The organism is Streptomyces sp. NPDC006739 (assembly GCF_042869815.1).
Classification (GTDB): Bacteria; Actinomycetota; Actinomycetes; order Streptomycetales; family Streptomycetaceae; genus Streptomyces.
In genome coordinates, this window is the sequence record NZ_JBIAGM010000023.1 from 25297 (window position 1) to 48792 (window position 23496).

General features: G+C 69.7%; 21 protein-coding genes. All 21 read left to right on the forward strand.

The features are described from left to right. Window positions 1–58 precede the first annotated feature (58 nt). The 21 genes from lysA (at window position 59) to atpD (ending at window position 23398) form a co-directional block, all read left to right on the forward strand. A complete protein-coding gene (lysA, locus tag ACFYMM_RS34050) occupies window positions 59–1450 on the forward strand; it encodes a diaminopimelate decarboxylase (RefSeq protein WP_388393853.1) in 1392 nt (463 codons plus the stop codon). A 139-nt stretch (window positions 1451–1589) separates the two neighbouring features. After that, complete coding sequence (locus ACFYMM_RS34055) at window positions 1590–2888, forward strand: homoserine dehydrogenase (protein ID WP_388394101.1); 1299 nt, start codon at window positions 1590–1592, stop codon at window positions 2886–2888. A 6-nt stretch (window positions 2889–2894) separates the two neighbouring features. Continuing rightward, complete coding sequence (gene thrC, locus ACFYMM_RS34060; protein WP_388393856.1) at window positions 2895–3953, forward strand: threonine synthase; 1059 nt, start codon at window positions 2895–2897, stop codon at window positions 3951–3953. A 309-nt stretch (window positions 3954–4262) separates the two neighbouring features. Then, window positions 4263–5180, forward strand: a complete 918-nt coding sequence (gene thrB / locus ACFYMM_RS34065; protein WP_388393859.1) for a homoserine kinase — start codon at window positions 4263–4265, stop codon at window positions 5178–5180. A 404-nt stretch (window positions 5181–5584) separates the two neighbouring features. Continuing rightward, entirely contained in the window at window positions 5585–7639 is a 2055-nt protein-coding gene (gene rho / locus ACFYMM_RS34070) for a transcription termination factor Rho (protein ID WP_388393862.1), read from the forward strand. Window positions 7640–8025: 386 nt separating this feature from the next. Further along, the gene (locus ACFYMM_RS34075) at window positions 8026–9159 is read left to right on the forward strand and encodes an LCP family protein (RefSeq protein WP_388393864.1); all 1134 of its coding nucleotides are present in this window, start codon (window positions 8026–8028) and stop codon (window positions 9157–9159) included. 145 nt (window positions 9160–9304) lie between these two features. Next, window positions 9305–9529: a 50S ribosomal protein L31 gene (gene rpmE / locus ACFYMM_RS34080; protein WP_019326867.1), complete on the forward strand. Its 225-nt coding sequence runs from the start codon at window positions 9305–9307 to the stop codon at window positions 9527–9529. Window positions 9530–9635: 106 nt separating this feature from the next. After that, a complete protein-coding gene (gene prfA, locus ACFYMM_RS34085; protein WP_388393867.1) occupies window positions 9636–10712 on the forward strand; it encodes a peptide chain release factor 1 in 1077 nt (358 codons plus the stop codon). A 53-nt stretch (window positions 10713–10765) separates the two neighbouring features. After that, window positions 10766–11611: a peptide chain release factor N(5)-glutamine methyltransferase gene (gene prmC / locus ACFYMM_RS34090; RefSeq protein ID WP_388393869.1), complete on the forward strand. Its 846-nt coding sequence runs from the start codon at window positions 10766–10768 to the stop codon at window positions 11609–11611. Window positions 11612–11672: 61 nt separating this feature from the next. Further along, window positions 11673–12320 carry an L-threonylcarbamoyladenylate synthase gene (locus tag ACFYMM_RS34095; protein WP_388393871.1) on the forward strand — a complete coding sequence of 216 codons (648 nt, stop codon included), beginning with the start codon at window positions 11673–11675 and terminating at the stop codon, window positions 12318–12320. Further along, entirely contained in the window at window positions 12317–12994 is a 678-nt protein-coding gene (locus tag ACFYMM_RS34100; RefSeq protein WP_388393874.1) for a protein-tyrosine-phosphatase, read from the forward strand. Before ACFYMM_RS34095 ends, ACFYMM_RS34100 begins: the two co-directional genes overlap by 4 nt. A 69-nt stretch (window positions 12995–13063) precedes the next feature. Then, a complete protein-coding gene (gene glyA, locus ACFYMM_RS34105; RefSeq protein ID WP_388393877.1) occupies window positions 13064–14302 on the forward strand; it encodes a serine hydroxymethyltransferase in 1239 nt (412 codons plus the stop codon). Between the two features lie 149 nt (window positions 14303–14451). After that, window positions 14452–15801, forward strand: coding sequence for an MraY family glycosyltransferase (locus ACFYMM_RS34110; protein WP_388393879.1), 1350 nt, complete (start codon window positions 14452–14454; stop codon window positions 15799–15801). Window positions 15802–16089: 288 nt separating this feature from the next. Next, entirely contained in the window at window positions 16090–16527 is a 438-nt protein-coding gene (locus ACFYMM_RS34115; protein ID WP_388393882.1) for a hypothetical protein, read from the forward strand. A gap of 273 nt (window positions 16528–16800) precedes the next feature. Next, entirely contained in the window at window positions 16801–17571 is a 771-nt protein-coding gene (gene atpB, locus ACFYMM_RS34120) for a F0F1 ATP synthase subunit A (RefSeq protein ID WP_388394104.1), read from the forward strand. A gap of 72 nt (window positions 17572–17643) precedes the next feature. Beyond that, window positions 17644–17883, forward strand: a complete 240-nt coding sequence (locus ACFYMM_RS34125; protein WP_053670587.1) for an ATP synthase subunit C — start codon at window positions 17644–17646, stop codon at window positions 17881–17883. 38 nt (window positions 17884–17921) lie between these two features. Then, window positions 17922–18473 carry a F0F1 ATP synthase subunit B gene (locus ACFYMM_RS34130; protein ID WP_388393884.1) on the forward strand — a complete coding sequence of 184 codons (552 nt, stop codon included), beginning with the start codon at window positions 17922–17924 and terminating at the stop codon, window positions 18471–18473. After that, window positions 18470–19285: a F0F1 ATP synthase subunit delta gene (locus tag ACFYMM_RS34135; RefSeq protein ID WP_388393887.1), complete on the forward strand. Its 816-nt coding sequence runs from the start codon at window positions 18470–18472 to the stop codon at window positions 19283–19285. The genes ACFYMM_RS34130 and ACFYMM_RS34135 overlap by 4 nt, the downstream gene beginning before the upstream one ends. Window positions 19286–19433: 148 nt before the next feature. Then, window positions 19434–21026, forward strand: coding sequence for a F0F1 ATP synthase subunit alpha (atpA, locus tag ACFYMM_RS34140; protein WP_388393890.1), 1593 nt, complete (start codon window positions 19434–19436; stop codon window positions 21024–21026). 21 nt (window positions 21027–21047) lie between these two features. Further along, window positions 21048–21962 carry a F0F1 ATP synthase subunit gamma gene (locus ACFYMM_RS34145; RefSeq protein ID WP_388393893.1) on the forward strand — a complete coding sequence of 305 codons (915 nt, stop codon included), beginning with the start codon at window positions 21048–21050 and terminating at the stop codon, window positions 21960–21962. After that, window positions 21962–23398: a F0F1 ATP synthase subunit beta gene (atpD, locus tag ACFYMM_RS34150; RefSeq protein ID WP_388393896.1), complete on the forward strand. Its 1437-nt coding sequence runs from the start codon at window positions 21962–21964 to the stop codon at window positions 23396–23398. The genes ACFYMM_RS34145 and atpD overlap by 1 nt, the downstream gene beginning before the upstream one ends. The last annotated feature ends 98 nt before the right edge of the window (window positions 23399–23496 follow it).

A 23496-nucleotide genomic window follows, 5' to 3' on the forward strand; every position in this document is an offset into this window, starting at 1 on the left:
TCCGACCGAGACCGACCGACCGACCGAACGAACGCGACACAGAGAGCCACCTGAAGTCATGAGCCGTTCCGCACACCCCGCCGGGCCCCGTCACGCCGACGTTCTCCCCGAGGGCCACTACTCCGCCCCGCCCGCCGACCTCAACACCCTCGACCCCAAGGTGTGGGCCCAGACCGTCACCCGGGACGACGACGGCGTCGTGACCGTCGGCGGGGTCGACGTCAAGGCCGTCGCCGAGCAGTACGGCACGCCCGCCTACGTCCTCGACGAGGCCGACTTCCGGGCCCGGGCACGGGCCTGGCGCGGTGCCTTCGGGACCGGCGCCGACGTCTTCTACGCCGGGAAGGCGTTCCTGTCCCGGGCCGTAGTGCGGTGGCTGCACGAGGAAGGACTCAACCTCGACGTCTGCTCCGGCGGTGAGCTGGCCACCGCGCTGTCCGCCGGTATGCCCGCCGAGCGCATCGCCCTCCACGGCAACAACAAGTCGGTGGACGAGATCCGCCGGGCCATAGAGGCGGGCGTGGGACGCATCGTCCTCGACTCCTTCCAGGAGATCGTCCGCGTCGCCCACATCGCCCGGGAACTGGGCAAGCGGCAGCGGGTGCAGATCCGGATCACCGTGGGTGTGGAGGCGCACACCCATGAGTTCATCGCCACCGCCCACGAGGACCAGAAGTTCGGGATTCCGCTCGCGGGCGGGCAGGCCGCCGAGGCCGTACGGCGGGCCCTGCAGCTCGACGGACTGGAACTGATCGGCATCCACAGCCACATCGGGTCGCAGATCTTCGACATGTCCGGGTTCGAGGTCGCCGCCCACCGGGTCGTCGGGCTGCTCCGGGACATTCGTGACGAGCACGGGGTGGAGCTGCCCGAGATCGATCTCGGCGGTGGTCTCGGCATCGCCTACACCAGCGACGACGACCCCCGCGAACCCCACGAGATCGCCAAGGCGCTGACCGAGATCGTCACCCGCGAGTGCGAGGCGGCCAGGCTGCGGACCCCGCGCATCTCCGTCGAGCCGGGGCGCGCCATCGTCGGGCCCACCGCCTTCACCCTCTACGAGGTCGGCACCATCAAGCCCCTCGACGGGCTGCGTACGTACGTCTCCGTCGACGGCGGCATGTCCGACAACATCCGGACCGCGCTGTACGACGCCGAGTACAGCGTTGCCCTCGTCTCCCGCACCAGCGATGCCCAGCCGATGCTCGTACGCGTGGTCGGCAAGCACTGCGAGAGCGGTGACATCGTCGTGAAGGACGCGTTCCTGCCGGCCGACCTGGCACCGGGTGACCTCATCGCCGTACCCGCCACCGGCGCGTACTGCCGGTCCATGGCCAGCAACTACAACCATGTGCCGCGGCCGCCGGTGGTCGCCGTGCACGACGGCACGTCCCGGCTGATCGTCCGGCGCGAGACGGAGGAGGACCTCCTGCGTCTCGACGTCGGATGATCCCAGGTGGAAGATCTTCGGTCTTCCACCCCCGGACAAATGAAATACATGTCTCACGATCCGGACGAAGGGTAGAAACTCCCGTCCGGTGAGTGAGACTGGTCCAACCGTAGACGGTATGAGGAAACGAGGTCGGATGATGCGTACGCGTCCGCTGAAGGTGGCGCTGCTGGGCTGTGGAGTGGTCGGCTCAGAGGTGGCGCGCATCATGACGACGCACGCCGACGACCTCGCCGCCCGGATCGGCGCACCGGTGGAGCTGGCGGGGGTCGCGGTACGGCGGCCCTCCAAGGTCCGTGAGGGCATCCCCGCGGAACTCGTCACCACCGACGCCACCGCCCTCGTCAAACGCGGCGACATCGACGTCGTGGTCGAGGTCATCGGCGGGATCGAGCCCGCCCGCACGCTCATCACCACCGCCTTCGAGCACGGCGCGTCCGTGGTCTCCGCCAACAAGGCCCTGCTCGCCCAGGACGGTGCCGCGCTGCACGCCGCCGCCGAGGAGCACGGCGGGGACCTCTACTACGAGGCAGCCGTCGCCGGCGCGATTCCGCTGATCCGGCCGCTGCGCGAATCCCTCGCCGGGGACAAGGTCAACCGGGTGCTGGGGATCGTCAACGGGACCACCAACTTCATCCTCGACAAGATGGACTCCACGGGCGCGGGCTACCAGGAGGCCCTCGACGAGGCCACCGCCCTCGGGTACGCGGAGGCCGACCCGACCGCCGACGTCGAGGGCTTCGACGCCGCCGCCAAGGCCGCCATCCTCGCCGGGATCGCCTTCCACACGCGCGTGCGCCTCGACGACGTCTACCGCGAGGGCATGACCGAGGTGACGGCGTCCGACTTCGCCTCCGCCAAGGAGATGGGGTGCACCATCAAGCTGCTCGCCATCTGCGAGCGGGCGGCCGACGGGGGGTCCGTCACCGCGCGTGTGCACCCCGCGATGATTCCGCTGACCCATCCGCTCGCCTCCGTGCGCGGCGCGTACAACGCCGTCTTCGTCGAGTCGGACGCCGCCGGGCAGCTCATGTTCTACGGCCCCGGCGCCGGCGGTGCGCCGACCGCCTCGGCCGTGCTCGGCGACCTGGTCGCCGTGTGCCGGAACCGGCTCAATGGTGCGACCGGTCCCGGGGAGTCGGCGTACGCCGCTCTGCCCGTCTCGCCGATGGGTGACGTCGTCACCCGGTATCACATCAGCCTCGATGTCGCGGACAAACCGGGTGTTCTCGCCCAGGTTGCCACCGTGTTCGCCGAACACGGGGTTTCCATCGATACCGTGCGGCAGCAAGGGCGACAAGACGGCGTCGGCGAGGCCTCCCTCGTCGTCGTCACCCACCGCGCGTCCGACGCGTCCCTGACCGGGACCGTCGAGGCGCTGCGCAAGCTCGACACCGTGCGGGGTGTCGCCAGCATCATGCGGGTTGAAGGAGAGTAACCAGCAATGACCCACCAGTGGCGCGGAATCATCGAGGAGTATCGGGACCGGTTGCCGGTGTCCGACACCACACCGGTCGTCACCCTCCGTGAGGGCGGTACGCCCCTCGTGCCCGCGCAGGTGCTCTCCGAGCGCACGGGCTGCGAGGTCCACCTCAAGGTGGAGGGCGCCAACCCCACGGGGTCCTTCAAGGACCGCGGCATGACCATGGCCATCAGCAAGGCCAAGGAGGAGGGCGCGAAGGCGGTCATCTGCGCCTCCACCGGCAACACCTCGGCCTCCGCCGCCGCCTACGCCGTACGGGCCCAGATGGTGTCCGCCGTCCTCGTCCCGCAGGGCAAGATCGCGCTCGGCAAGATGGGCCAGGCCCTCGTGCACGGCGCGAAGATCCTCCAGGTCGACGGCAACTTCGACGACTGCCTGACGCTCGCTCGCAGCCTGAGCGAGAACTACCCGGTGGCGTTGGTCAATTCGGTCAACCCGGTGCGTATCGAGGGTCAGAAGACGGCCGCCTTCGAGATCGTCGACATGCTCGGCGACGCCCCCGACATCCACGTCCTGCCGGTCGGCAACGCGGGCAACATCACCGCGTACTGGAAGGGGTACCGCGAGTACGCCGCCGACGGCATCGCCTCCCGGACCCCCCGGATGTGGGGCTTCCAGGCCTCCGGCAGCGCGCCGATCGTGCGGGGCGAGGTCGTCAAGGACCCCTCGACGATCGCCACCGCCATCCGCATCGGCAACCCGGCTTCCTGGCAGTACGCGCTGGCCGCGCGGGACGAGTCGGGCGGTGTCATCGACGAGGTGACGGACCGTGAAATCCTGCGCGCCTACCGGCTGTTGGCCGCACAGGAGGGCGTCTTCGTGGAGCCCGCCTCCGCCGCCTCCGTCGCCGGTCTGCTCAAGGCCGCCGAGCAGGGCAAGGTGGACCCGGGGCAGAAGATCGTGTGCACCGTCACCGGCAACGGCCTGAAGGACCCCGACTGGGCCGTGGCCGGCGCCCCCCAGCCGGTCACCGTGCCGGTCGACGCGGCCACCGCGGCCGAGCGACTGGGCCTCGTCTGACCCTCGCCCGACGGAAGCCGGAGTTCCGCTCGGGGATCCCGGGCGAGGCAACCGGTGGACACCTCGTGGCGTCCTACCCTGGGAACTGCCCGGGAGGGGTGCACAAGGGGCTTACGACACGCATCGTGCGCCTCCTGTGCGCCCTATGTCGCCACAGAACCTTCCTTCGATAGGCTGTACTGAACCCGCCCACCGCATATGCCCCCGCATATGGCGCGGTGCCGCGCCGTCCGTGCGGCCTGAGGGTCTCTCACGTACGTCATCGAATGTCATTCGACCATCACGCAGCTCAAGGAGAGTCAACGAGCGATGGCCGGTCCAGCGTTCCGCGCCGCCGCCGTCCGGGTGCGCGTCCCCGCCACCAGCGCCAACCTCGGCCCGGGCTTCGATGCCCTGGGCCTCGCGCTGGGGCTCTACGACGACGTCGTCGTCCGGGTGGCCGACTCCGGGCTGCACATCGACATCGCGGGCGAGGGCAGCGAGACCCTGCCACGAGACGAGAGTCACCTTCTCGTCCGCTCGCTGCGCACCGCCTTCGATCTGCTGGGCGGCCAGCCGCGCGGCCTGGAGATCGTCTGCGCCAACCGCATCCCGCACGGCCGTGGCCTGGGCTCCTCGTCCGCCGCCATCTGCGCCGGCATCGTCGCCGCGCGGGCGGTGACCATAGGCGGCGAGGCCCGTCTCGACGACGCGGCCCTGCTGGAGCTGGCCACCGAGATCGAGGGCCACCCCGACAACGTGGCGGCCTGTCTGCTCGGCGGCTTCACCCTCTCCTGGATGGAGGCCGGGGCCGCGCGGGCGATCAGGATGGAGCCCGCCGATTCCATCGTTCCGGTGGTTTTCGTGCCCGGAAAGCCGGTCCTCACCGAGACCGCGCGCGGCCTGCTGCCGCGCTCCGTGCCGCACGTCGACGCCGCCGCCAACGCGGGCCGCGCGGCCCTGCTCGTCGAGGCCCTGACCAGGCGTCCCGAGCTGCTGCTGCCCGCCACCGAGGACCGCCTCCACCAGGAGTACCGCGCACCGGCCATGCCGGAGAGCGCCGCGTTGGTGGAGCGGCTGCGCGGGGACGGGATCCCGGCCGTCATCTCGGGCGCCGGACCCACCGTCATGGCACTGGCCGACGCCGGCACCGCCGACAAGGTCCAGGCCCTGGCCGGCTCGGGCTGGGCCGCCAACCGGCTGAGCCTGGACGCCCAGGGAGCGAGCGTGCTGCCGCTTGCGTCCTGACACACGGTTGCCGGATTTGGAGAGGGGGAATGTTTGTTGGATCCGGTAGTGTTAATCTCAAGTCTGCACCCGACCCCACCATGGCGAGGTGCTTCGTGTCCCCGTCCGGGACAGACATTCTTCCGGGAGCCTCCCAAGCCACTCTGTGTTCAGTACGTCGTGATCGGGCAGTACGCCGTACGCGGGCACTGAGCGGGTTGCCGGGCACGCTCCGGAATCGGTGCGACCACGCCACGTGACACCGGGTGTCACGACTCGCGGAAGCGCCATCACCAGAAATTCTCTTCCGCCGCTTTGGCGGACCACCGCCCCGGCACGGTCCACAGAAGACAGGACCGAAGCCGGACAGCACAACCGGTCGCCGAGCCAGACAGGCCGACGTCCGCTCCAGGGAAGGACCCTTCGTGAGCGACACCACCGATCTGATGGGCGCACGTGTCGAGGAGACCGCTGCCGCGCCCGCCACGGACGCCTCCGCGCCTGCCACCGGTGCCGGCTCCCGGCGGCGCCGCGGTACCGGCCTCGAGGGCATGGTGCTGGCCGAGCTGCAGCAGGTCGCATCCGGCCTCGGCATCAGGGGCACGGCGCGCATGCGCAAGAGCCAGCTGATCGAGGTCATCAAGGAGGCGCAGGCCGCCGGGGGTGCCGCCCCCAAGGCCGAGGCCGCCACCGAGACCAAGCCCAAGCGCCGCGCCACCTCCAAGGCCCGTACGGGCGAGCCCGCCGCCGAGAAGAAGGCGGAGAGCGCCTCGGACGCCTCCGCCGAGCAGGCCGTGGCCCAGCAGCAGATCGAGATCCCCGGCCAGCCCGCCGGCGGCCCCGCCCGCGACGACGCCCCCGCGGAGCGCCGCCGTCGCCGTGCCACCGCCGAGGCGGGCAGCCCGGCCGCCGGCAGCACCGAAACCATCGCCGCCGAGGCGAAGAGCGAGACCAGGGTCGAGGCGCCCGTGCAGCAGCCGCAGGGCGACGCCGGTGACGGCGAGGGCCGCGGTCGCCGCGACCGCCGTGAGCGCGGCCGGGACAACCGCGACGGCCGGGACAACCGGGACAGCCGGGACGGCCGTGACGGCCGGGACCGGGACCGCCGGGGCAAGAGCGACGACCAGCAGGGTCAGGGTCAGGGCCGTCAGGACCGGCAGGACCGTCAGGACCGCCAGCAGCAGGGCCAGCAGCCGGGCGGCGCCCGTCAGGACCGCAACGCCGGCCCGCAGGACGACGACGACTTCGACGGTGGCCGCCGGGGCCGTCGCGGCCGGTACCGCGACCGCCGGGGCCGTCGCGGCCGCGACGAGATCGCCGAGCCGCAGGTGGCCGACGACGACGTCCTGATCCCCGTCGCGGGCATCCTGGACATCCTGGACAACTACGCGTTCATTCGCACCTCGGGCTACCTGCCGGGTCCGAACGACGTGTACGTCTCCCTCGCCCAGGTCCGCAAGAACGGTCTGCGCAAGGGTGACCACGTCACCGGTGCGGTCCGGCAGCCGAAGGAGGGCGAGCGGCGCGAGAAGTTCAACGCGCTGGTCCGCCTCGACTCCGTCAACGGCATGGCGCCCGAACACGGCCGTGGCCGCCCGGAGTTCAACAAGCTGACCCCGCTCTACCCGCAGGACCGCCTCCGCCTGGAGACGGACCCGGGCGTGCTCACCACCCGCATCATCGACCTGGTCTCGCCGATCGGTAAGGGCCAGCGCGGTCTGATCGTGGCCCCGCCGAAGACCGGCAAGACCATGATCATGCAGGCGATCGCCAACGCGATCACGCACAACAACCCCGAGTGCCACCTGATGGTCGTCCTGGTCGACGAGCGTCCGGAAGAGGTCACCGACATGCAGCGGTCGGTCAAGGGCGAGGTCATCTCCTCGACCTTCGACCGCCCGGCCGAGGACCACACCACGGTCGCCGAGCTGGCCATCGAGCGCGCCAAGCGCCTGGTCGAGCTGGGTCACGACGTGGTCGTCCTGCTCGACTCGATCACGCGTCTGGGCCGTGCGTACAACCTGGCCGCGCCCGCCTCCGGCCGCATCCTGTCCGGTGGTGTCGACTCGACCGCCCTGTACCCGCCGAAGCGCTTCTTCGGTGCCGCGCGCAACATCGAGGACGGTGGCTCGCTCACCATCCTGGCGACGGCACTCGTCGACACCGGTTCCCGCATGGACGAGGTGATCTTCGAGGAGTTCAAGGGCACGGGTAACGCCGAGCTGAAGCTCGACCGCAAGCTCGCCGACAAGCGCATCTTCCCCGCGGTGGACGTGGACGCGTCCGGTACCCGTAAGGAAGAGATCCTGCTCGCCAGCGACGAGCTGGCCATCGTCTGGAAGCTGCGCCGGGTGCTGCACGCCCTCGACCAGCAGCAGGCCGTGGAGCTGCTCCTCGACAAGATGAAGCAGACGAAGTCGAACGCCGAGTTCCTGATGCAGATCCAGAAGACCACGCCGACGCCGGGCAACGGCGACTAGCCGGTCCCCGGGTAGCGAAGGCCGCCCCCCGTCACCTCGGTGGCGGGGGGCGGCCTTTTGCCGATGTGCAGGACCATGAACAGGAAGGGACGCCGCCGCCGGCCGCTGTCCCGCGCCGGGTCGGCGAGACCTTTGCCACACGGTTCTCGGCCGGCACCCCCCTCCAGCGGTACGGCGTTTTCGGCCGAAAACGCAGGTGACCCGGGGACCCGTCCGCCGAATCGACTACGCAGAGTGCTTACCGTCGCACGCGGTGGGCACTCTGTGTTGTGCAAGTCTTTCCCGAGTTTCTCCGTCCGCCCGGGCGGGGCGACGATGGTGCGGTACGGACCGCACCCGACCCTGAGAGCAGGGGGTAACCGACCGGACGAGAACCGAGGAGCACAGTGTCCGTCGAGAGCACGCCGGAACCCGAGATCACGGAGCTGGGCGCGAAGGGCCCGCGCCGCGGTGCGGGGGGCCGCCGCCGCAGGACCCGCAGCGGGCGCCGCAAGGCCCTGCTGGTCACGGCCTGGACCGCCGCGGGCGTGATCGTGCTGGGCGGCACCGGCGCCGGATACGTGTACTTCAAGCTCAACGGCAACATCAGAAGCGTCGACATCAACTCGGCCCTGGGCAGTGACCGGCCGACCAAGGCCGACAACGGCTCCCAGAACATCCTGGTCCTCGGCTCCGACACCCGCTCCGGAGCCAACCGGAAGCTCGGCGGCGGAACGGACGACGGCAGCGCCCGCTCCGACACGGCGATGGTCGTCCACGTCTACCAGGGGCACCAGCGGGCCAGCGTGGTCTCCATACCGCGCGACGCCCTGATCGACCGCCCCGCCTGCACGGACGCGAACGGCACCGCGCACCCGGCCGCCTCCGGCGTGATGTTCAACTCCGCCTACACCACCGGCGGCGCGGCCTGCGCGGTCAGGACCGTCGAGTCCATGTCCGGCATCCGCATGGACCACTACCTGGAGGTCGACTTCGCCGGCTTCCAGAAGCTCGTCGACGACCTGGGCGGCGTCAAGGTCACCACGACCAAGGACATCGACGACCCCCAGAGCCACCTGGACCTCAAGGCCGGCACCCACGACCTCACCGGTGAGCAGGCGCTCGGCCTGGTCCGCACCCGGCACGGCGTCGGCGACGGCTCCGACCTGGGCCGCATCCAGCTCCAGCAGGCATTCGTCAAGGCACTGATCGACCAGGTCAAGCACGTGGGCGTGTTCACCAGCCCGAAGAAGCTCTACGACCTCGCCGACACCGCCACCAAGGCCGTCACCACAGACTCCGACCTCGGCTCGGTCAACTCCCTGGTGGACTTCGCCGACGGCCTCAAGGGCATCAGCTCCGCGCACATGCACATGGTCACCATGCCGGTCCGGTACGACCCCGCCGACCCCAACCGCGTCCTGCCCGAGCAGTCCAAGGCCCGGCAGGTCTGGACGGCCCTGAAGAACGACCGGGCGATCCCGGCGTCCGCCACCCGGGGAACGGCCACCGGCGAGGCCCGGGGCGTCGTCACTCCCTGACCCCTCCCGCACCCGGGGAATAGACCGCCGCGCCCCTCGGTTTTGGGGGATGGGCCCAGTCCTGGCAGACTGGTCCGTCGGCTCCGGTTCACGCCTCCGCATCCCGCGGCTGCGACCCGGCGCCCTCCCGAACCTAGGAGACACCTTGAAGCGCGACATCCACCCCGAGTACGTCGAGACGCAGGTCAGCTGCACCTGTGGCGCGTCGTTCACCACCCGCAGCACGATCGAGAGCGGCACCATCCGCGCCGAGGTCTGCTCCGAGTGCCACCCGTTCTACACGGGCAAGCAGAAGATCCTCGACACCGGTGGCCGTGTGGCCCGCTTCGAGGCCCGCTTCGGCAAGGCTGCGGCCGGCTCCAAGAAGTAGCGAGCACCGAATCGCCGGTCCACGGCCGCGCCCTTCCCGAGGGCGCGCCGGGACCGGCGTTTTTGGTCGCCCGTCAGCCCTTCACCCCGCAGTACAGGAGCCCAAGATGTTCGAGGCCGTCGAGGAACTCGTCGCCGAGCACGCCGACCTGGAGAAGAAGCTCGCCGATCCGTCGGTCCACTCCGACCAGGCCAACGCGCGCAAGCTGAACAAGCGCTACGCGGAGCTGACCCCCATCGTCGCCACGTTCCGCTCCTGGAAGCAGACGGGCGACGACATCGAGACCGCGCGCGAGTTCGCCGCCGACGACCCGGACTTCGCCGCCGAGGTCAAGGAGTTCGAGAAGCAGCGCGAGGAGCTGACCGAGAAGCTGCGCCTGCTGCTCGTCCCGCGCGACCCCAGTGACGACAAGGACGTCATCCTGGAGATCAAGGCCGGGGCCGGCGGTGACGAGTCGGCGCTGTTCGCGGGCGACCTGCTGCGCATGTACCTGCGCTACGCCGAGCGCGTCGGCTGGAAGACCGAGATCATCGACTCCACCGAGTCCGAGCTGGGCGGTTACAAGGACGTCCAGGTCGCCGTGAAGACCAAGGGCGGCCAGGGCGCCACCGAGCCCGGGCAGGGCGTCTGGGCCCGGCTGAAGTACGAGGGCGGCGTGCACCGCGTGCAGCGTGTGCCGGCCACCGAGTCCCAGGGCCGCATCCACACCTCGGCTGCCGGTGTGCTGGTCACCCCGGAGGCCGAGGAGGTCGACGTCGAGATCAACCCGAACGACCTCCGCATCGACGTCTACCGCTCCTCCGGCCCCGGCGGCCAGTCCGTCAACACCACCGACTCCGCGGTGCGCATCACGCACCTGCCCACCGGAGTCGTCGCCTCCTGCCAGAACGAGAAGAGCCAGCTGCAGAACAAGGAGCAGGCACTGCGTATCCTGCGCTCCAGGCTGCTCGCGGCGGCGCAGGAAGAGGCGGAGAAGGAGGCCGCGGACGCCCGTCGCAGCCAGGTCCGCACCGTCGACCGCTCCGAGAAGATCCGCACCTACAACTTCCCGGAGAACCGCATCTCGGACCACCGCGTCGGCTTCAAGTCGTACAACCTGGACCAGGTCCTGGACGGCGACCTCGACGCGGTGATCCAGGCCTGCGTCGACGCGGACTCGGCGGCGAAGCTGGCAGCCGCGTAGAGGCCGCGGGACGAGGCACGTACGCACGACCGAGTACGACACGGAGGACTTGCGTGAACCTGCTGCTCGCAGAGGTGGCACAGGCCACCCAGCGGCTGGCCGACGCCGGCGTGCCCTCGCCGCGCAACGACGCGGAGGAACTGGCCGCGTTCGTGCACGGCGTGAAGCGGGGCGAGCTGCACTCCGTGAAGGACTCGGACTTCGACGCCCGCTACTGGGAGGTCATCGCCCGCCGGGAGCAGCGTGAACCGCTGCAGCACATCACCGGGCGGGCCTACTTCCGGTACCTGGAACTCCAGGTCGGCCCCGGGGTGTTCGTACCCCGGCCGGAGACCGAGTCGGTGGTCGGCTGGGCCATAGACGCCGTGCGCGCCATGGACGTGGTCGAGCCGCTGATCGTCGACCTGTGCACCGGTTCCGGGGCGATCGCCCTCGCCCTCGCCCAGGAGGTCCCGCGCTCCCGGGTGCACGCCGTGGAGCTGTCCGAGGAAGCCCTCCGGTGGACCCGCAAGAACGTGGAGGGCTCCCGGGTCGACCTGCGCCAGGGCAACGCCCTGGACGCCTTCCGGGACCTCGACGGCCAGGTCGACCTGGTGATCTCCAACCCGCCGTACATCCCGCTCACCGAGTGGGAGTACGTCGCTCCCGAGGCCCGGGACTACGACCCCGAACTGGCCCTGTTCTCCGGCGAGGACGGCCTGGACCTCATCCGCGGCCTGGAACGCACCGCCCACCGGCTGCTGCGCCCCGGCGGCGTCGTCGTCATCGAGCACGCCGACACCCAGGGCGGCCAGGTGCCGTGGATCTTCACCGAGGAGCGGGGCTGGGCCGACGCGGCCGATCACCCCGACCTCAACAACCGCCCCCGCTTCGCCACCGCCCGCAAGGCGCTGCCGTGAGCACCCCGCAGACTTCAGCCCGGCAGTACGGGTACTTCGTGTACGAGGAGGCCAGCTAGACATGGCACGGCGATACGACACCAATGACGCGACCGACCGCGCGACGGGTCTGCGCGAGGCCGCGTCCGCCGTCCGCCGGGGCGAGCTGGTGGTGCTGCCCACCGACACGGTGTACGGCATCGGCGCCGACGCGTTCTCCTCGGAGGCCGTGGCCGAGCTGCTCGACGCGAAGGGCCGGGGCCGCAACATGCCCACCCCCGTGCTGATCGGCTCCCCGAACACCCTGCACGGTCTGGTCACCGACTTCTCCGAGCTGGCCTGGGAGCTGGTCGACGCGTTCTGGCCGGGCGCCCTCACCCTGGTCGCCAAGCACCAGCCGTCCCTGCAGTGGGACCTGGGGGACACCCGTGGCACGGTTGCCGTGCGCATGCCGCTGCACCCGGTCGCCATCGAGCTGCTGACCGACGTCGGCCCGATGGCCGTCTCCTCCGCCAACATCACGGGCCACCCGGCGCCGGAGGACTGCGACGCGGCCCAGCAGATGCTCGGCGACTCCGTCTCCGTCTACCTCGACGGCGGCCCCACCCCCGGCATCGTGCCGTCCTCCATCGTCGACGTCACCGGCGAGGTGCCCGTGCTGCTGCGCGAGGGCGCGATCTCCCCCGACGAGCTGCGCAAGGTCGTACCCGACCTCGAGGTGGCGAATTGACGGCCCCTGACGCGGGGCGTGGCATAGGCAACGGGGAACGTGCTGCGGAACAGACGACGACGTTCGGGTTTCCGCGCGACACCTTCCGCATCCTCCATGTCAGCACCGGCAATGTGTGCCGCTCGCCGATCACCGAGCGGCTGACCCGGCATTTCCTGCGGGAGCGGCTCGGCGTCCTGGGCGGCGGGCTGATCGTGGAGAGCGCGGGCACCTGGGGCCACGAGGGCGCGCCCATGGAGGCCAACGCCGAGGCGGTGCTGGGCGAGTTCGGCGCGGACGCATCCGGCTTCGTGGGCCGCGAACTGCTGGACGAGCACGTGATCATGGCCGACCTGGTGCTGACCGCCACCCGGGACCACCGGGCGCAGGTGATCTCGATGGGGCACTCGGCGGGGCTGCGCACCTTCACGCTGAAGGAGTTCACCCGGCTGGTGCGGGCCATAGACCCGGCCACCCTGCCTCCCCTGGAGGACGGCGTGGTGCTGCGGGCGCGGGCGCTGGTGCGGGCGGCGGCCGCGCTGCGCGGCTGGCTGCTGGCGCCCACCGCCGAGGCCGACGAGGTGTACGACCCCTACGGCGCCCCGCTGCCGTTCTTCCGTTCCGTCGGGGACGAGATACACGAGGCGCTGGACCCGGTGGTCACCGCGCTCACCGGCGTACCCGCACGGACGTAGCGAACGCGCACCCCACCCGCCCCGGGCCTACATTGGACCTACGTCACCACCGACCGCCCGGAGTCCGTCATGTCGGTCATGCCTGCCCAAGAGGTCGATGTCCTGCGCCGGCAGGACCCGGAGCTGGCCGAGATCCTGTGGGGGGAGCTGGCCCGGCAGTCGACGACGCTGCAGCTGGTCGCCGCCGAGAACTTCACCTCGGCGGCCGTCCTCGCGGCCCTCGGCTCGCCGCTCGCCAACAAGTACGCCGAGGGCTATCCCGGCGCCCGGCACCACGGCGGATGCGAGATCGTGGACATGGCCGAGCGGCTCGCCGTGGAGCGGGCCAAGGCGCTGTTCGGGGCCGCGCACGCCAATGTGCAGTCCCACTCCGGCTCTTCGGCCGTCCTGGCCGCCTACGCGGCCCTGCTGCGCCCCGGCGACACCGTCCTCGCCCTCGGCCTGCCGCACGGCGGCCACCTCACGCACGGCTCGCCCGCGAACTTCTCCGGGCGCTGGTTCGACTTCGTCGGCTACGGGGTGGACGCCGAGACCGGGCTCATCGACCACGACCAGGTGCGCGCCCTGGCCCGTGCCCACCGGCCCAAGGCCATCGTGTGCGGGTCGATCGCCTACCCGCGCCACATCGACTACGCCTTCTTCCGCGCCGTGGCCGACGAGGTGGGCGCCCATCTCATCGCCGACGCCGCCCACCCCATCGGGCTGGTCGCCGGGGGAGCGGCGCCCAGCCCGGTGCCGTACGCCGACATCGTGTGCGCCACCACCCACAAGGTGCTGCGCGGGCCGCGCGGCGGGATGATCCTGTGCGGGAGCGAGCTGGCCCAGCGGGTCGACCGGGCCGTCTTCCCGTTCACCCAGGGCGGGGCGCAGATGCACACCATCGCCGCCAAGGCGGTCGCGTTCGGGGAGGCGGCGACTGACGCGTTCGCCGCGTACGCCCGTCAGGTGGTCGCCAACGCGCGGGTGCTCGCCGGTCACCTCGCCGCCGAGGGACTGGCCGTCACCACCGGCGGCACGGACACGCATCTGATCACCGCCGATCCGGCGCCGCTCGGCGTCGAGGGGCGCACCGCACGCGGCCGGCTCGCCGCCGCGGGCATCGTCCTGGACTGCTGCGTGCTGCCGCACGGCGACGGCCGCGGGCTGCGCCTGGGGACCGCCGCGGTGACCACACAGGGCATGGGGGAGCCGGAGATGGTGCTGATCGCCGGGCTCCTCGGGGGCGTGCTGAGGGGCGAGACGGACCCGGTCGGCGCGCGTGAGCGGGTGCGGGAGCTGGCCGCTGGATTTCCGCCGTATCCCGGTTGAGCCGGGGTAGGCGCACGTGCGTACACCCTCGTGCACCGTGGTCCACAGCCACACGTGCAACCATCGTCGCTACCCGAAAGTCCCCATCCATATACATGCCTCGCTAGGGTGTGGGGCTGAGATGGCCAGCGAGACCTGTGGGGAAGCCTGTGCGTGAATACCTGCTGACGCTCTGCATCACGGCCGCGGTGACGTATCTGCTGACAGGGCCGGTACGGAAGTTCGCGATCGTGGCCGGAGCCATGCCGGAGATCCGGGCACGTGACGTGCACCGGGAGCCCACTCCGCGCCTCGGCGGGATCGCGATGTTCTTCGGACTGTGCGCGGGTCTGCTGGTCGCCGACCACCTGACCAACCTCAACGAGGTCTTCGCCAAGTCCAACGAGCCGCGTGCGCTGCTCTCCGGCGCCGCCCTGATCTGGCTGATCGGCGTCCTGGACGACAAGTTCGAGATCGACGCGCTGATCAAGCTCGGTGGTCAGATGATCGCCGCGGGCGTGATGGTCATGCAGGGTCTGACGATCCTGTGGCTGCCCATCCCCGGCGTGGGCAACGTGGCGCTGACCCAGTGGCAGGGCACGCTGCTGACGGTGGCGCTGGTCGTCATCACGATCAACGCGGTGAACTTCGTCGACGGACTCGACGGTCTGGCCTCCGGCATGGTGTGCATCGCCGCCGCCGCGTTCTTCCTGTACGCCTACCGGATCTGGTACTCGTACGGCATCGAGGCCGCCGCCCCGGGCACGCTGTTCGCGGCGATCCTGATGGGCATGTGCCTGGGCTTCCTGCCGCACAACATGCATCCGGCCCGGATCTTCATGGGCGACTCGGGTTCGATGCTGATCGGCCTGGTGCTGTCGGCGGGCGCGATCTCCATCACCGGGCAGGTCGACCCGGACGCGCTGGCGCTGTTCACCGGTTCCGAGAAGGCGGCCGTGCACCAGACGGTGCCCGTCTACATCCCGCTGCTGCTACCGCTGACGATCATCGCGGTGCCGGCCGCCGACCTGGTGCTGGCGATCGTGCGCCGCACCTGGCGCGGCCAGTCGCCGTTCGCCGCCGACCGGGGCCATCTGCACCACCGGCTGCTGGAGATCGGCCACTCGCACAGCCGGGCCGTGCTGATCATGTACTTCTGGTCGGCGCTGATCGCCTTCGGGGCGCTCGCCTACTCGGTGAACTCCGCGTCCATGTGGATCGTCCTCGGGGTGGTCTTCCTGAGCGCGATCGGGCTGGTGCTGCTCCTGCTGCCGCGCTTCACGCCGCGTATCCCGAGGTGGGCCGAGCGGTTCGTGCCGCCGCGCTACCGGCGCTACCGGCGCCGCCGGGCCGCCCTGGCGGCCGTCGCAACTCCCGAGCCGACGCAGTCCGTTGAGGGCGTGGAGCCCGCCGAGCCCGTCGCGGGGGACCGGCGCGCACCCGTCACCGCTGGTGCGGGTGGGGTCAAAGGGGTCAACGGGGCGACTGCCATCGGCCCCCGATCGCGGCTTCCAAGGTAAGAATCTGACGAGAGCATTGCCATCTCGTGGGGGAGCAAAGACCCCCAATACCAGACAACAGGGCACGGTTTTTGCGCAGACGGGCGCTGTCACTCTCATGTGTGACAGCAGGCACACCCAACAGGTAAAGACCTCATCAAATAGTTTGTGATACGGTTCACGAGAACCCGGGACAGAGCCGAAGGACCGTAGTGCGACGGTCCCCTGGCACGAGGTCACCAACACTCCACCCGGGACTACGCTCGTCCATGACGACACCCTGCCCCCTGTGAAAGCGGAGTTGCCGCCATGCCGTCCAATGACGCCCGGAACCTTCTGCAGATCGCTGTGCCCTCAGCGGCCGCCGGCGTGATCGCCGTCGCCGTGAGCGCCGCGGTCGCGGGTGGCAAGGGCGCGCTCGGCGCGGCTGTCGGCACGGTGCTGGCCGTCCTGTTCATGGGAATCGGCCTCTACGTGCTGCAGTGGACGGCAAAAACGCTCCCGCAGCTGTTCCAGGCGATGGGGCTGATGCTCTACGCCGCCCAACTGCTGCTCCTCCTGATCTTCGTCGCCGTCTTCAAGGGCACCTCCCTCTTCAACCCGAAGGCGTTCGCCGCGGCACTGGTCCTCGCGACGGTGGTGTGGATGGCCGCGCAGGCTCGTGCGCATCTGAAGGCCAAGATCTTCTACATCGATCCGGACTCCTCGAAGAGCGAGACGCACGAGAAGACGGGCCCGTCGTCGTGAGGGGTAGGGGCGGGATAAAGGCCTGTGAGATCTCCTGCTATCGTCCGGTGCCAACTGCGGCATCGCGGGCGCGGGCATCTGAGCTGACGCCTGCTCGATCGCGAGGCTCGATGCCCCCCAGCCGCCCTCACATCCGTAACACCAGTCCGGTGCCGCTCCGCGGCCGTGTGCCGCGCCGACACAACGAGGTTGCCGTACCCATGCGTCACGCCGAAGGAGCCCGCGGTGAGTGCTGAACAGACCCAGCTCGCCTTTGACTGGAGTTGTCGGATCATGTCCGACAACGGGTGTGGCTTCCCGGCTCCGGGCCTGCACTCCTTCCTGTTCAAGCCGATCGCCACGGTCGGGGGCTTCGACTTCAACAAGGTGATGCTGCTCGCGCTGGTCACCACCGCCCTCGTCGTCGCCTTCTTCTGGGCCGCGTTCGGCAAGGCCAAGGTCGTGCCGGGCAAGCTGCAGATGATCGGCGAGGCGGGCTACGACTTCGTGCGCCGCGGCATCGTGTACGAGACCCTCGGCAAGCGCGAGGGCGAGAAGTGGGTCCCGCTGATGGTGTCCCTCTTCTTCTTCATCTGGATCATGAACGTGTGGTCCGTGATCCCGCTGGCGCAGTTCCCGGTCGGCTCGATCATCGCCTACCCGATGGTGATGGCCGTGCTCGTCTGGGTCCTCTGGGTCGGGCTGACCTTCAAGAGGCACGGCTTCGTGGGGTTCTTCAAGAACATCACGGGCTACGACAAGTCGCTCGGCGCGGTGCTGCCGCTGGTCATGGTCATCGAGTTCTTCTCGAACCTGCTCGTCCGCCCGTTCACGCACGCGGTGCGACTCTTCGCGAACATGTTCGCCGGTCACCTCATGCTGGTGATGTTCACCGTCGCCTCCTGGTACCTGCTGAACAGCTGGATGATCCCGGCCGCCGGTGTCTCCTTCGTGATGTCCATGGCCATGATCTGCTTCGAGCTTTTCGTGCAGGCCGTCCAGGCGTACGTCTTCGTACTGCTGGCCTGCTCGTACATCCAGGGCGCTCTCGCCGAGCACCACTGAGCCGCCCCACCTCACCCCCCGGTCGTCCGGTGGTCAACCCCCACCGGTCCGTAAAGAGAAGGAAGATTCAGCATGGCTGCCACTGAGACCCTCGCCGCTGTCTCCGGTTCCATCGGTTCCGTCGGTTACGGCCTCTCGGCTATCGGCCCCGGCATCGGCGTCGGCATCATCTTCGGTAACGGCACCCAGGCGCTCGCCCGCCAGCCCGAGGCCGCCGGTCTGATCCGCGCCAACCAGATCCTCGGCTTCGCCTTCTGCGAGGCGCTCGCCCTCATCGGCATCGTCATGCCGTTCGTGTTCGGTACCAAGTAAGACCTCCGTACCGACACGTATCGACGAAAGGCACTGATGTGATCGCCAACCTGGTACAGCTGGCGGCCCCGGAAAAGGGCGGCAACCCGCTCCTTCCCGAGGGTCCCGAGCTGCTCGTCGGCACCATCGCCTTCGCCATCGTGTTCTTCTTCTTCTGGAAGAAGCTGCTTCCGAACATCAACAAGGTTCTGGAGGAGCGTCGCGCGGCGATCGAAGGCGGCATCGAAGAGGCCGACGCCATGAAGGTCGAGGCCCAGAGCGTTCTGGAGCAGTACAAGGCCCAGCTCGCCGAGGCCCGGCACGAGGCCGCGCGCCTGCGCCAGGAGGCTCAGGAGCAGGGTGCCTCGCTCATCGCCGAGATGCGGGCCGAGGGCCAGCGGCAGCGTGAGGAGATCGTCGCCGCCGGTCACGCCCAGATCGAGGCCGACCGCAAGGCCGCCGCTTCCGCGCTCCGCCAGGACGTCGGCAAGCTCGCCACCGAACTGGCCGGCAAGCTCGTCGGCGAGTCCCTCGAGGACCACGCCCGGCAGAGCCGTGTCATCGACCGCTTCCTCGAGGACCTCGAGGAGAAGGCCGAGGCCGCGCGATGAACGGAGCGAGCCGCGAGGCCCTGGCAGCCGGACGTGAGCGTCTCGACGCGCTGACGGACACCACGTCCGTGGACGCGGCCGCGCTCGCCGACGAGCTGGCGGCCGTCACCGCGCTGCTCGACCGCGAGGCCGGCCTGCGCCGGGTCCTCACCGACCCGGCGAAGGCCGCCGAGGCGAAGGCCGAACTGGTCCGCCGCCTGATCGGCGCCCAGGTCAGCGGCGAGGCCGCCGACCTGGTGTCCGGCCTGGCCCGGGCCCGCTGGTCGCAGTCCCGCGACCTGGTGGACGCGCTGGAGGTGCTGGCCGACATCGCGGACCTCGCCGCCGCGGAGCGCACGCGCACGCTCGACGACGTCGAGGACGAGCTGTTCCGGTTCGGCCGGATCGTCGCCTCCACCACCGAGCTGCGCGCCGCGCTGACCGACCGCACGGCGGGTGTCGCGGCCAAGACCGAGCTGCTGCACCGGCTGCTCGGCGGCCGGGCCAAGCCCGCCACCGAGCGTCTGGTGACGCGCCTGGTGACCGTCCCGCGGGGACGTAGCCTGGAAGCGGGACTGGAGTCCCTGTCCAAGCTCGCCGCCGAACGCCGGGACCGCCTGGTCGCCACCGTCACCTCGGCGGTGCCGCTGAGCGAGACGCAGAAGCGACGTCTGGGCGACGCCCTGGCGAAGCTCTACGGCCGCCGGATGCACCTCAACCTCGACGTGGACCCCGAGGTCGTCGGCGGGATGCGGGTGCAGGTCGGTGACGAGGTCATCAACGGCTCCCTCGCGGACCGGCTGGACGACGCCGGCCGCCGCATGGCGAGCTAGCAGCACCGCGGTAACACGAGACATCCGAGAACAGCAGTAAGCAATTGCGGCCCTGGTTGGGCCGTGCAGAGGATTCACCTCTCATGGGGGGAGTCCCCCATCCCCCCAAGTGAAACTTCGGGCCCAACAAGGAGAGCAGGGAACCCAGATGGCGGAGCTCACGATCCGGCCGGAGGAGATCCGGGACGCGCTGGAGAACTTCGTCCAGTCGTACAAGCCGGACGCGGCCTCGCGCGAGGAGGTCGGTACGGTCACCCTTGCCGGCGACGGCATCGCGAAGGTCGAGGGCCTGCCCTCGGCCATGGCCAACGAACTGCTGAAGTTCGAGGACGGCACCCTCGGCCTCGCGCTCAACCTGGAAGAGCGCGAGATCGGCGCCATCGTCCTCGGTGAGTTCAGCGGCATCGAGGAGGGTCAGCCGGTGCAGCGCACCGGTGAGGTCCTCTCCGTCGCGGTCGGCGAGGGCTACCTCGGCCGCGTTGTCGACCCGCTCGGCAACCCCATCGACGGCCTCGGCGAGATCGAGACCAGCGGCCGCCGCGCCCTTGAGCTGCAGGCCCCCACGGTCATGCAGCGCAAGTCGGTGCACGAGCCGATGGAGACCGGCTACAAGGCCGTCGACGCGATGACCCCGGTCGGCCGCGGCCAGCGTCAGCTGATCATCGGCGACCGCCAGACCGGCAAGACCGCCCTGGCCGTCGACACGATCATCAACCAGCGTGACAACTGGCGCACCGGCGACCCGAAGAAGCAGGTCCGCTGCGTCTACGTCGCCATCGGCCAGAAGGGCTCCACCATCGCCTCCGTGCGCGGTGCCCTCGAAGACGCCGGCGCGCTGGAGTACACCACCATCGTCGCCGCCCCGGCGTCCGACCCGGCCGGCTTCAAGTACCTGGCGCCGTACACCGGTTCGGCCATCGGCCAGCAGTGGATGTACGAGGGCAAGCACGTCCTGATCATCTTCGACGACCTCTCGAAGCAGGCCGACGCCTACCGCGCCGTGTCCCTGCTGCTGCGCCGCCCGCCGGGCCGTGAGGCCTACCCGGGTGACGTCTTCTACCTGCACTCCCGGCTGCTGGAGCGCTGCGCCAAGCTCTCCGACGACATGGGTGCCGGTTCGATGACCGGTCTGCCGATCGTCGAGACCAAGGCCAACGACGTCTCGGCGTTCATCCCGACCAACGTCATCTCCATCACCGACGGCCAGTGCTTCCTGGAGTCGGACCTGTTCAACGCCGGTCAGCGCCCCGCGCTGAACGTCGGTATCTCCGTCTCCCGAGTCGGCGGTTCCGCGCAGCACAAGGCGATGAAGCAGGTCTCCGGCCGTCTCCGTGTCGACCTCGCCCAGTTCCGTGAGCTGGAGGCGTTCGCCGCCTTCGGTTCGGACCTGGACGCGGCCTCGAAGTCCCAGCTGGAGCGCGGTCAGCGCATGGTCGAGCTGCTGAAGCAGGACCAGTACCAGCCGATGGCCACCGAGGACCAGGTCGTCTCCGTCTGGGCCGGCACCACCGGCAAGATGGACGACGTCCCGGTCGCCGACATCCGCCGCTTCGAGCGCGAGCTGCTGGACTACCTGCACCGCAAGGAGCAGGGCCTGATGACCTCCATCAAGGAGGGCGGCAAGATGTCCGACGACACGCTCACGGCCGTCGCCGACGCCATCGCCGATTTCAAGAAGCAGTTCGAGACCTCGGACGGCAAGCTGCTCGGCGAGGACACTCCTGCCGCTGCCGCCAAGTGACGTAAGGAAGGGACCTGACTCATGGGAGCCCAGCTCCGGGTCTACAAGCGTCGCATCCGATCCGTCAGCGCGACCAAGAAGATCACCAAGGCGATGGAGATGATCGCCGCCTCGCGCGTCGTCAAGGCGCAGCGCAAGGTGGCGGCCTCCACGCCGTACGCGACCGAGCTGACTCGCGCGGTCACGGCGGTCGGTACGGGGTCGAACACCAAGCACCCGCTCACCACGGAGGCGGAGAACCCGACCCGTGCCGCGGTCCTGCTCCTCACGAGCGACCGCGGTCTGGCCGGCGCCTTCAACTCCAACGCCATCAAGGCGGCGGAGCAGCTGACCGAGCGCCTGGAGCGCGAGGGCAAGGAGGTCGACACGTACATCGTCGGCCGCCGTGGTGTCGCCCACTACAACTTCCGTGAGCGCAAGATCGCGGAGTCGTGGACCGGCTTCACCGACGAGCCCACGTACGCGGACGCCAAGAAGGTCGCGGCCCCGCTGATCGAGGCGATCGAGACGGAGACGGACGAGGGCGGCGTGGACGAACTCCACATCGTCTTCACCGAGTTCGTCTCGATGATGACCCAGACGGCGCTCGACGCACGGCTGCTGCCGCTGCGCCTCGAAGAGGTGGCGGAGGAGAAGCCCCAGGGCGAGATCCTCCCGCTGTACGACTTCGAGCCCTCGGCGGAGGACGTCCTCGACGCCCTGCTGCCGCGGTACGTGGAGAGCCGTATCTACAACGCGCTGCTTCAGTCGGCCGCTTCGAAGCACGCCGCCACGCGGCGCGCGATGAAGTCGGCCACCGACAACGCGGGCGAGCTGATCAACACGCTCTCCCGTCTTGCCAACGCGGCCCGCCAGGCCGAAATCACCCAGGAAATCAGCGAGATCGTCGGTGGCGCGAGCGCCCTGGCCGACGCGACCGCGGGGAGTGACCGCTAATGACCACCACTGTTGAGACCGCGACGGCTACGGGCCGCGTCGCCCGGGTCATCGGCCCGGTCGTCGACGTGGAGTTCCCCGTCGACGCGATGCCGGAGATCTACAACGCCCTTCACGTCGAGGTGGCCGACCCGGCCAACGCCGGCGAGAAGAAGATCCTGACCCTGGAGGTCGCCCAGCACCTGGGTGACGGCCTGGTCCGCACCATCTCCATGCAGCCCACCGACGGTCTGGTCCGCCAGGCCGCCGTGACGGACACCGGCTCCGCCATCTCCGTCCCGGTCGGTGACTTCACCAAGGGCAAGGTGTTCAACACCCTCGGTGAGGTGCTCAACGTCGACGAGAAGTACGACGGCGAGCGCTGGCCGATCCACCGCAAGGCCCCGAACTTCGACGAGCTCGAGTCGAAGACCGAGATGTTCGAGACCGGCGTCAAGGTCATCGACCTGCTGACCCCGTACGTCAAGGGCGGCAAGATCGGCCTGTTCGGCGGTGCCGGCGTCGGCAAGACGGTGCTCATCCAGGAGATGATCTACCGCGTCGCCAACAACCACGACGGTGTCTCCGTGTTCGCCGGCGTCGGTGAGCGCACCCGTGAGGGCAACGACCTCATCGAGGAGATGTCCGACTCGGGCGTCATCGACAAGACCGCGCTGGTCTTCGGCCAGATGGACGAGCCCCCGGGCACCCGTCTGCGCGTCGCGCTGGCCGGCCTCACCATGGCCGAGTACTTCCGTGACGTCCAGAAGCAGGACGTGCTGTTCTTCATCGACAACATCTTCCGCTTCACGCAGGCCGGTTCCGAGGTCTCCACGCTGCTCGGCCGTATGCCCTCCGCGGTGGGCTACCAGCCGAACCTGGCCGACGAGATGGGTCTCCTCCAGGAGCGCATCACCTCGACCCGTGGTCACTCGATCACCTCGATGCAGGCGATCTACGTCCCCGCGGACGACCTGACCGACCCGGCCCCGGCCACCACCTTCGCCCACCTCGACGCGACGACGGTGCTCTCCCGTCCGATCTCCGAGAAGGGCATCTACCCGGCCGTGGACCCGCTGGACTCCACGTCCCGGATCCTGGACCCGCGCTACATCACGCGGGAGCACTACGACGCGGCCATGCGCGTGAAGAACATCCTGCAGAAGTACAAGGACCTCCAGGACATCATCGCGATCCTCGGTATCGACGAGCTCGGCGAGGAGGACAAGCTCGTCGTCCACCGTGCCCGTCGCGTGGAGCGCTTCCTGTCCCAGAACACCCACGTCGCCAAGCAGTTCACCGGCGTGGACGGTTCGGACGTGCCGCTGGACGAGTCGATCGCCGCGTTCAACGCGATCTGCGACGGTGAGTACGACCACTTCCCCGAGCAGGCGTTCTTCATGTGCGGTGGTCTTGAGGACCTCAAGGCCAACGCCAAGGAGCTGGGCGTCTCCTGAGCCCCGTGCTCGTCAGAGAGGGGCTGGGCACTCCCCGCGGGATCTCGCATCCGCGGGGGTGTGTCCGCCCCTCTCTCCACGCCCTCTAGAATTGACCC

Bases quoted from the DNA above. Each gene is read 5' to 3' on its own strand.
- thrC (WP_388393856.1), top strand. From the start codon at position 2,895: ATGACCCACCAGTGGCGCGGAATCATCGAGGAGTATCGGGACCGGTTG.
- ACFYMM_RS34135 (WP_388393887.1), top strand. From the start codon at position 18,470: ATGAACGGAGCGAGCCGCGAGGCCCTGGCAGCCGGACGTGAGCGTCTC.
- ACFYMM_RS34095 (WP_388393871.1), top strand. From the start codon at position 11,673: ATGGCACGGCGATACGACACCAATGACGCGACCGACCGCGCGACGGGT.
- ACFYMM_RS34125 (WP_053670587.1), top strand. From the start codon at position 17,644: ATGGCTGCCACTGAGACCCTCGCCGCTGTCTCCGGTTCCATCGGTTCC.
- glyA (WP_388393877.1), top strand. From the start codon at position 13,064: ATGTCGGTCATGCCTGCCCAAGAGGTCGATGTCCTGCGCCGGCAGGAC.
- ACFYMM_RS34055 (WP_388394101.1), top strand. From the start codon at position 1,590: ATGCGTACGCGTCCGCTGAAGGTGGCGCTGCTGGGCTGTGGAGTGGTC.
- prfA (WP_388393867.1), top strand. From the start codon at position 9,636: ATGTTCGAGGCCGTCGAGGAACTCGTCGCCGAGCACGCCGACCTGGAG.
- atpD (WP_388393896.1), top strand. From the start codon at position 21,962: ATGACCACCACTGTTGAGACCGCGACGGCTACGGGCCGCGTCGCCCGG.
- lysA (WP_388393853.1), top strand. From the start codon at position 59: ATGAGCCGTTCCGCACACCCCGCCGGGCCCCGTCACGCCGACGTTCTC.
- thrB (WP_388393859.1), top strand. From the start codon at position 4,263: ATGGCCGGTCCAGCGTTCCGCGCCGCCGCCGTCCGGGTGCGCGTCCCC.
- atpA (WP_388393890.1), top strand. From the start codon at position 19,434: ATGGCGGAGCTCACGATCCGGCCGGAGGAGATCCGGGACGCGCTGGAG.
- ACFYMM_RS34115 (WP_388393882.1), top strand. From the start codon at position 16,090: ATGCCGTCCAATGACGCCCGGAACCTTCTGCAGATCGCTGTGCCCTCA.
- ACFYMM_RS34145 (WP_388393893.1), top strand. From the start codon at position 21,048: ATGGGAGCCCAGCTCCGGGTCTACAAGCGTCGCATCCGATCCGTCAGC.
- atpB (WP_388394104.1), top strand. From the start codon at position 16,801: ATGTCCGACAACGGGTGTGGCTTCCCGGCTCCGGGCCTGCACTCCTTC.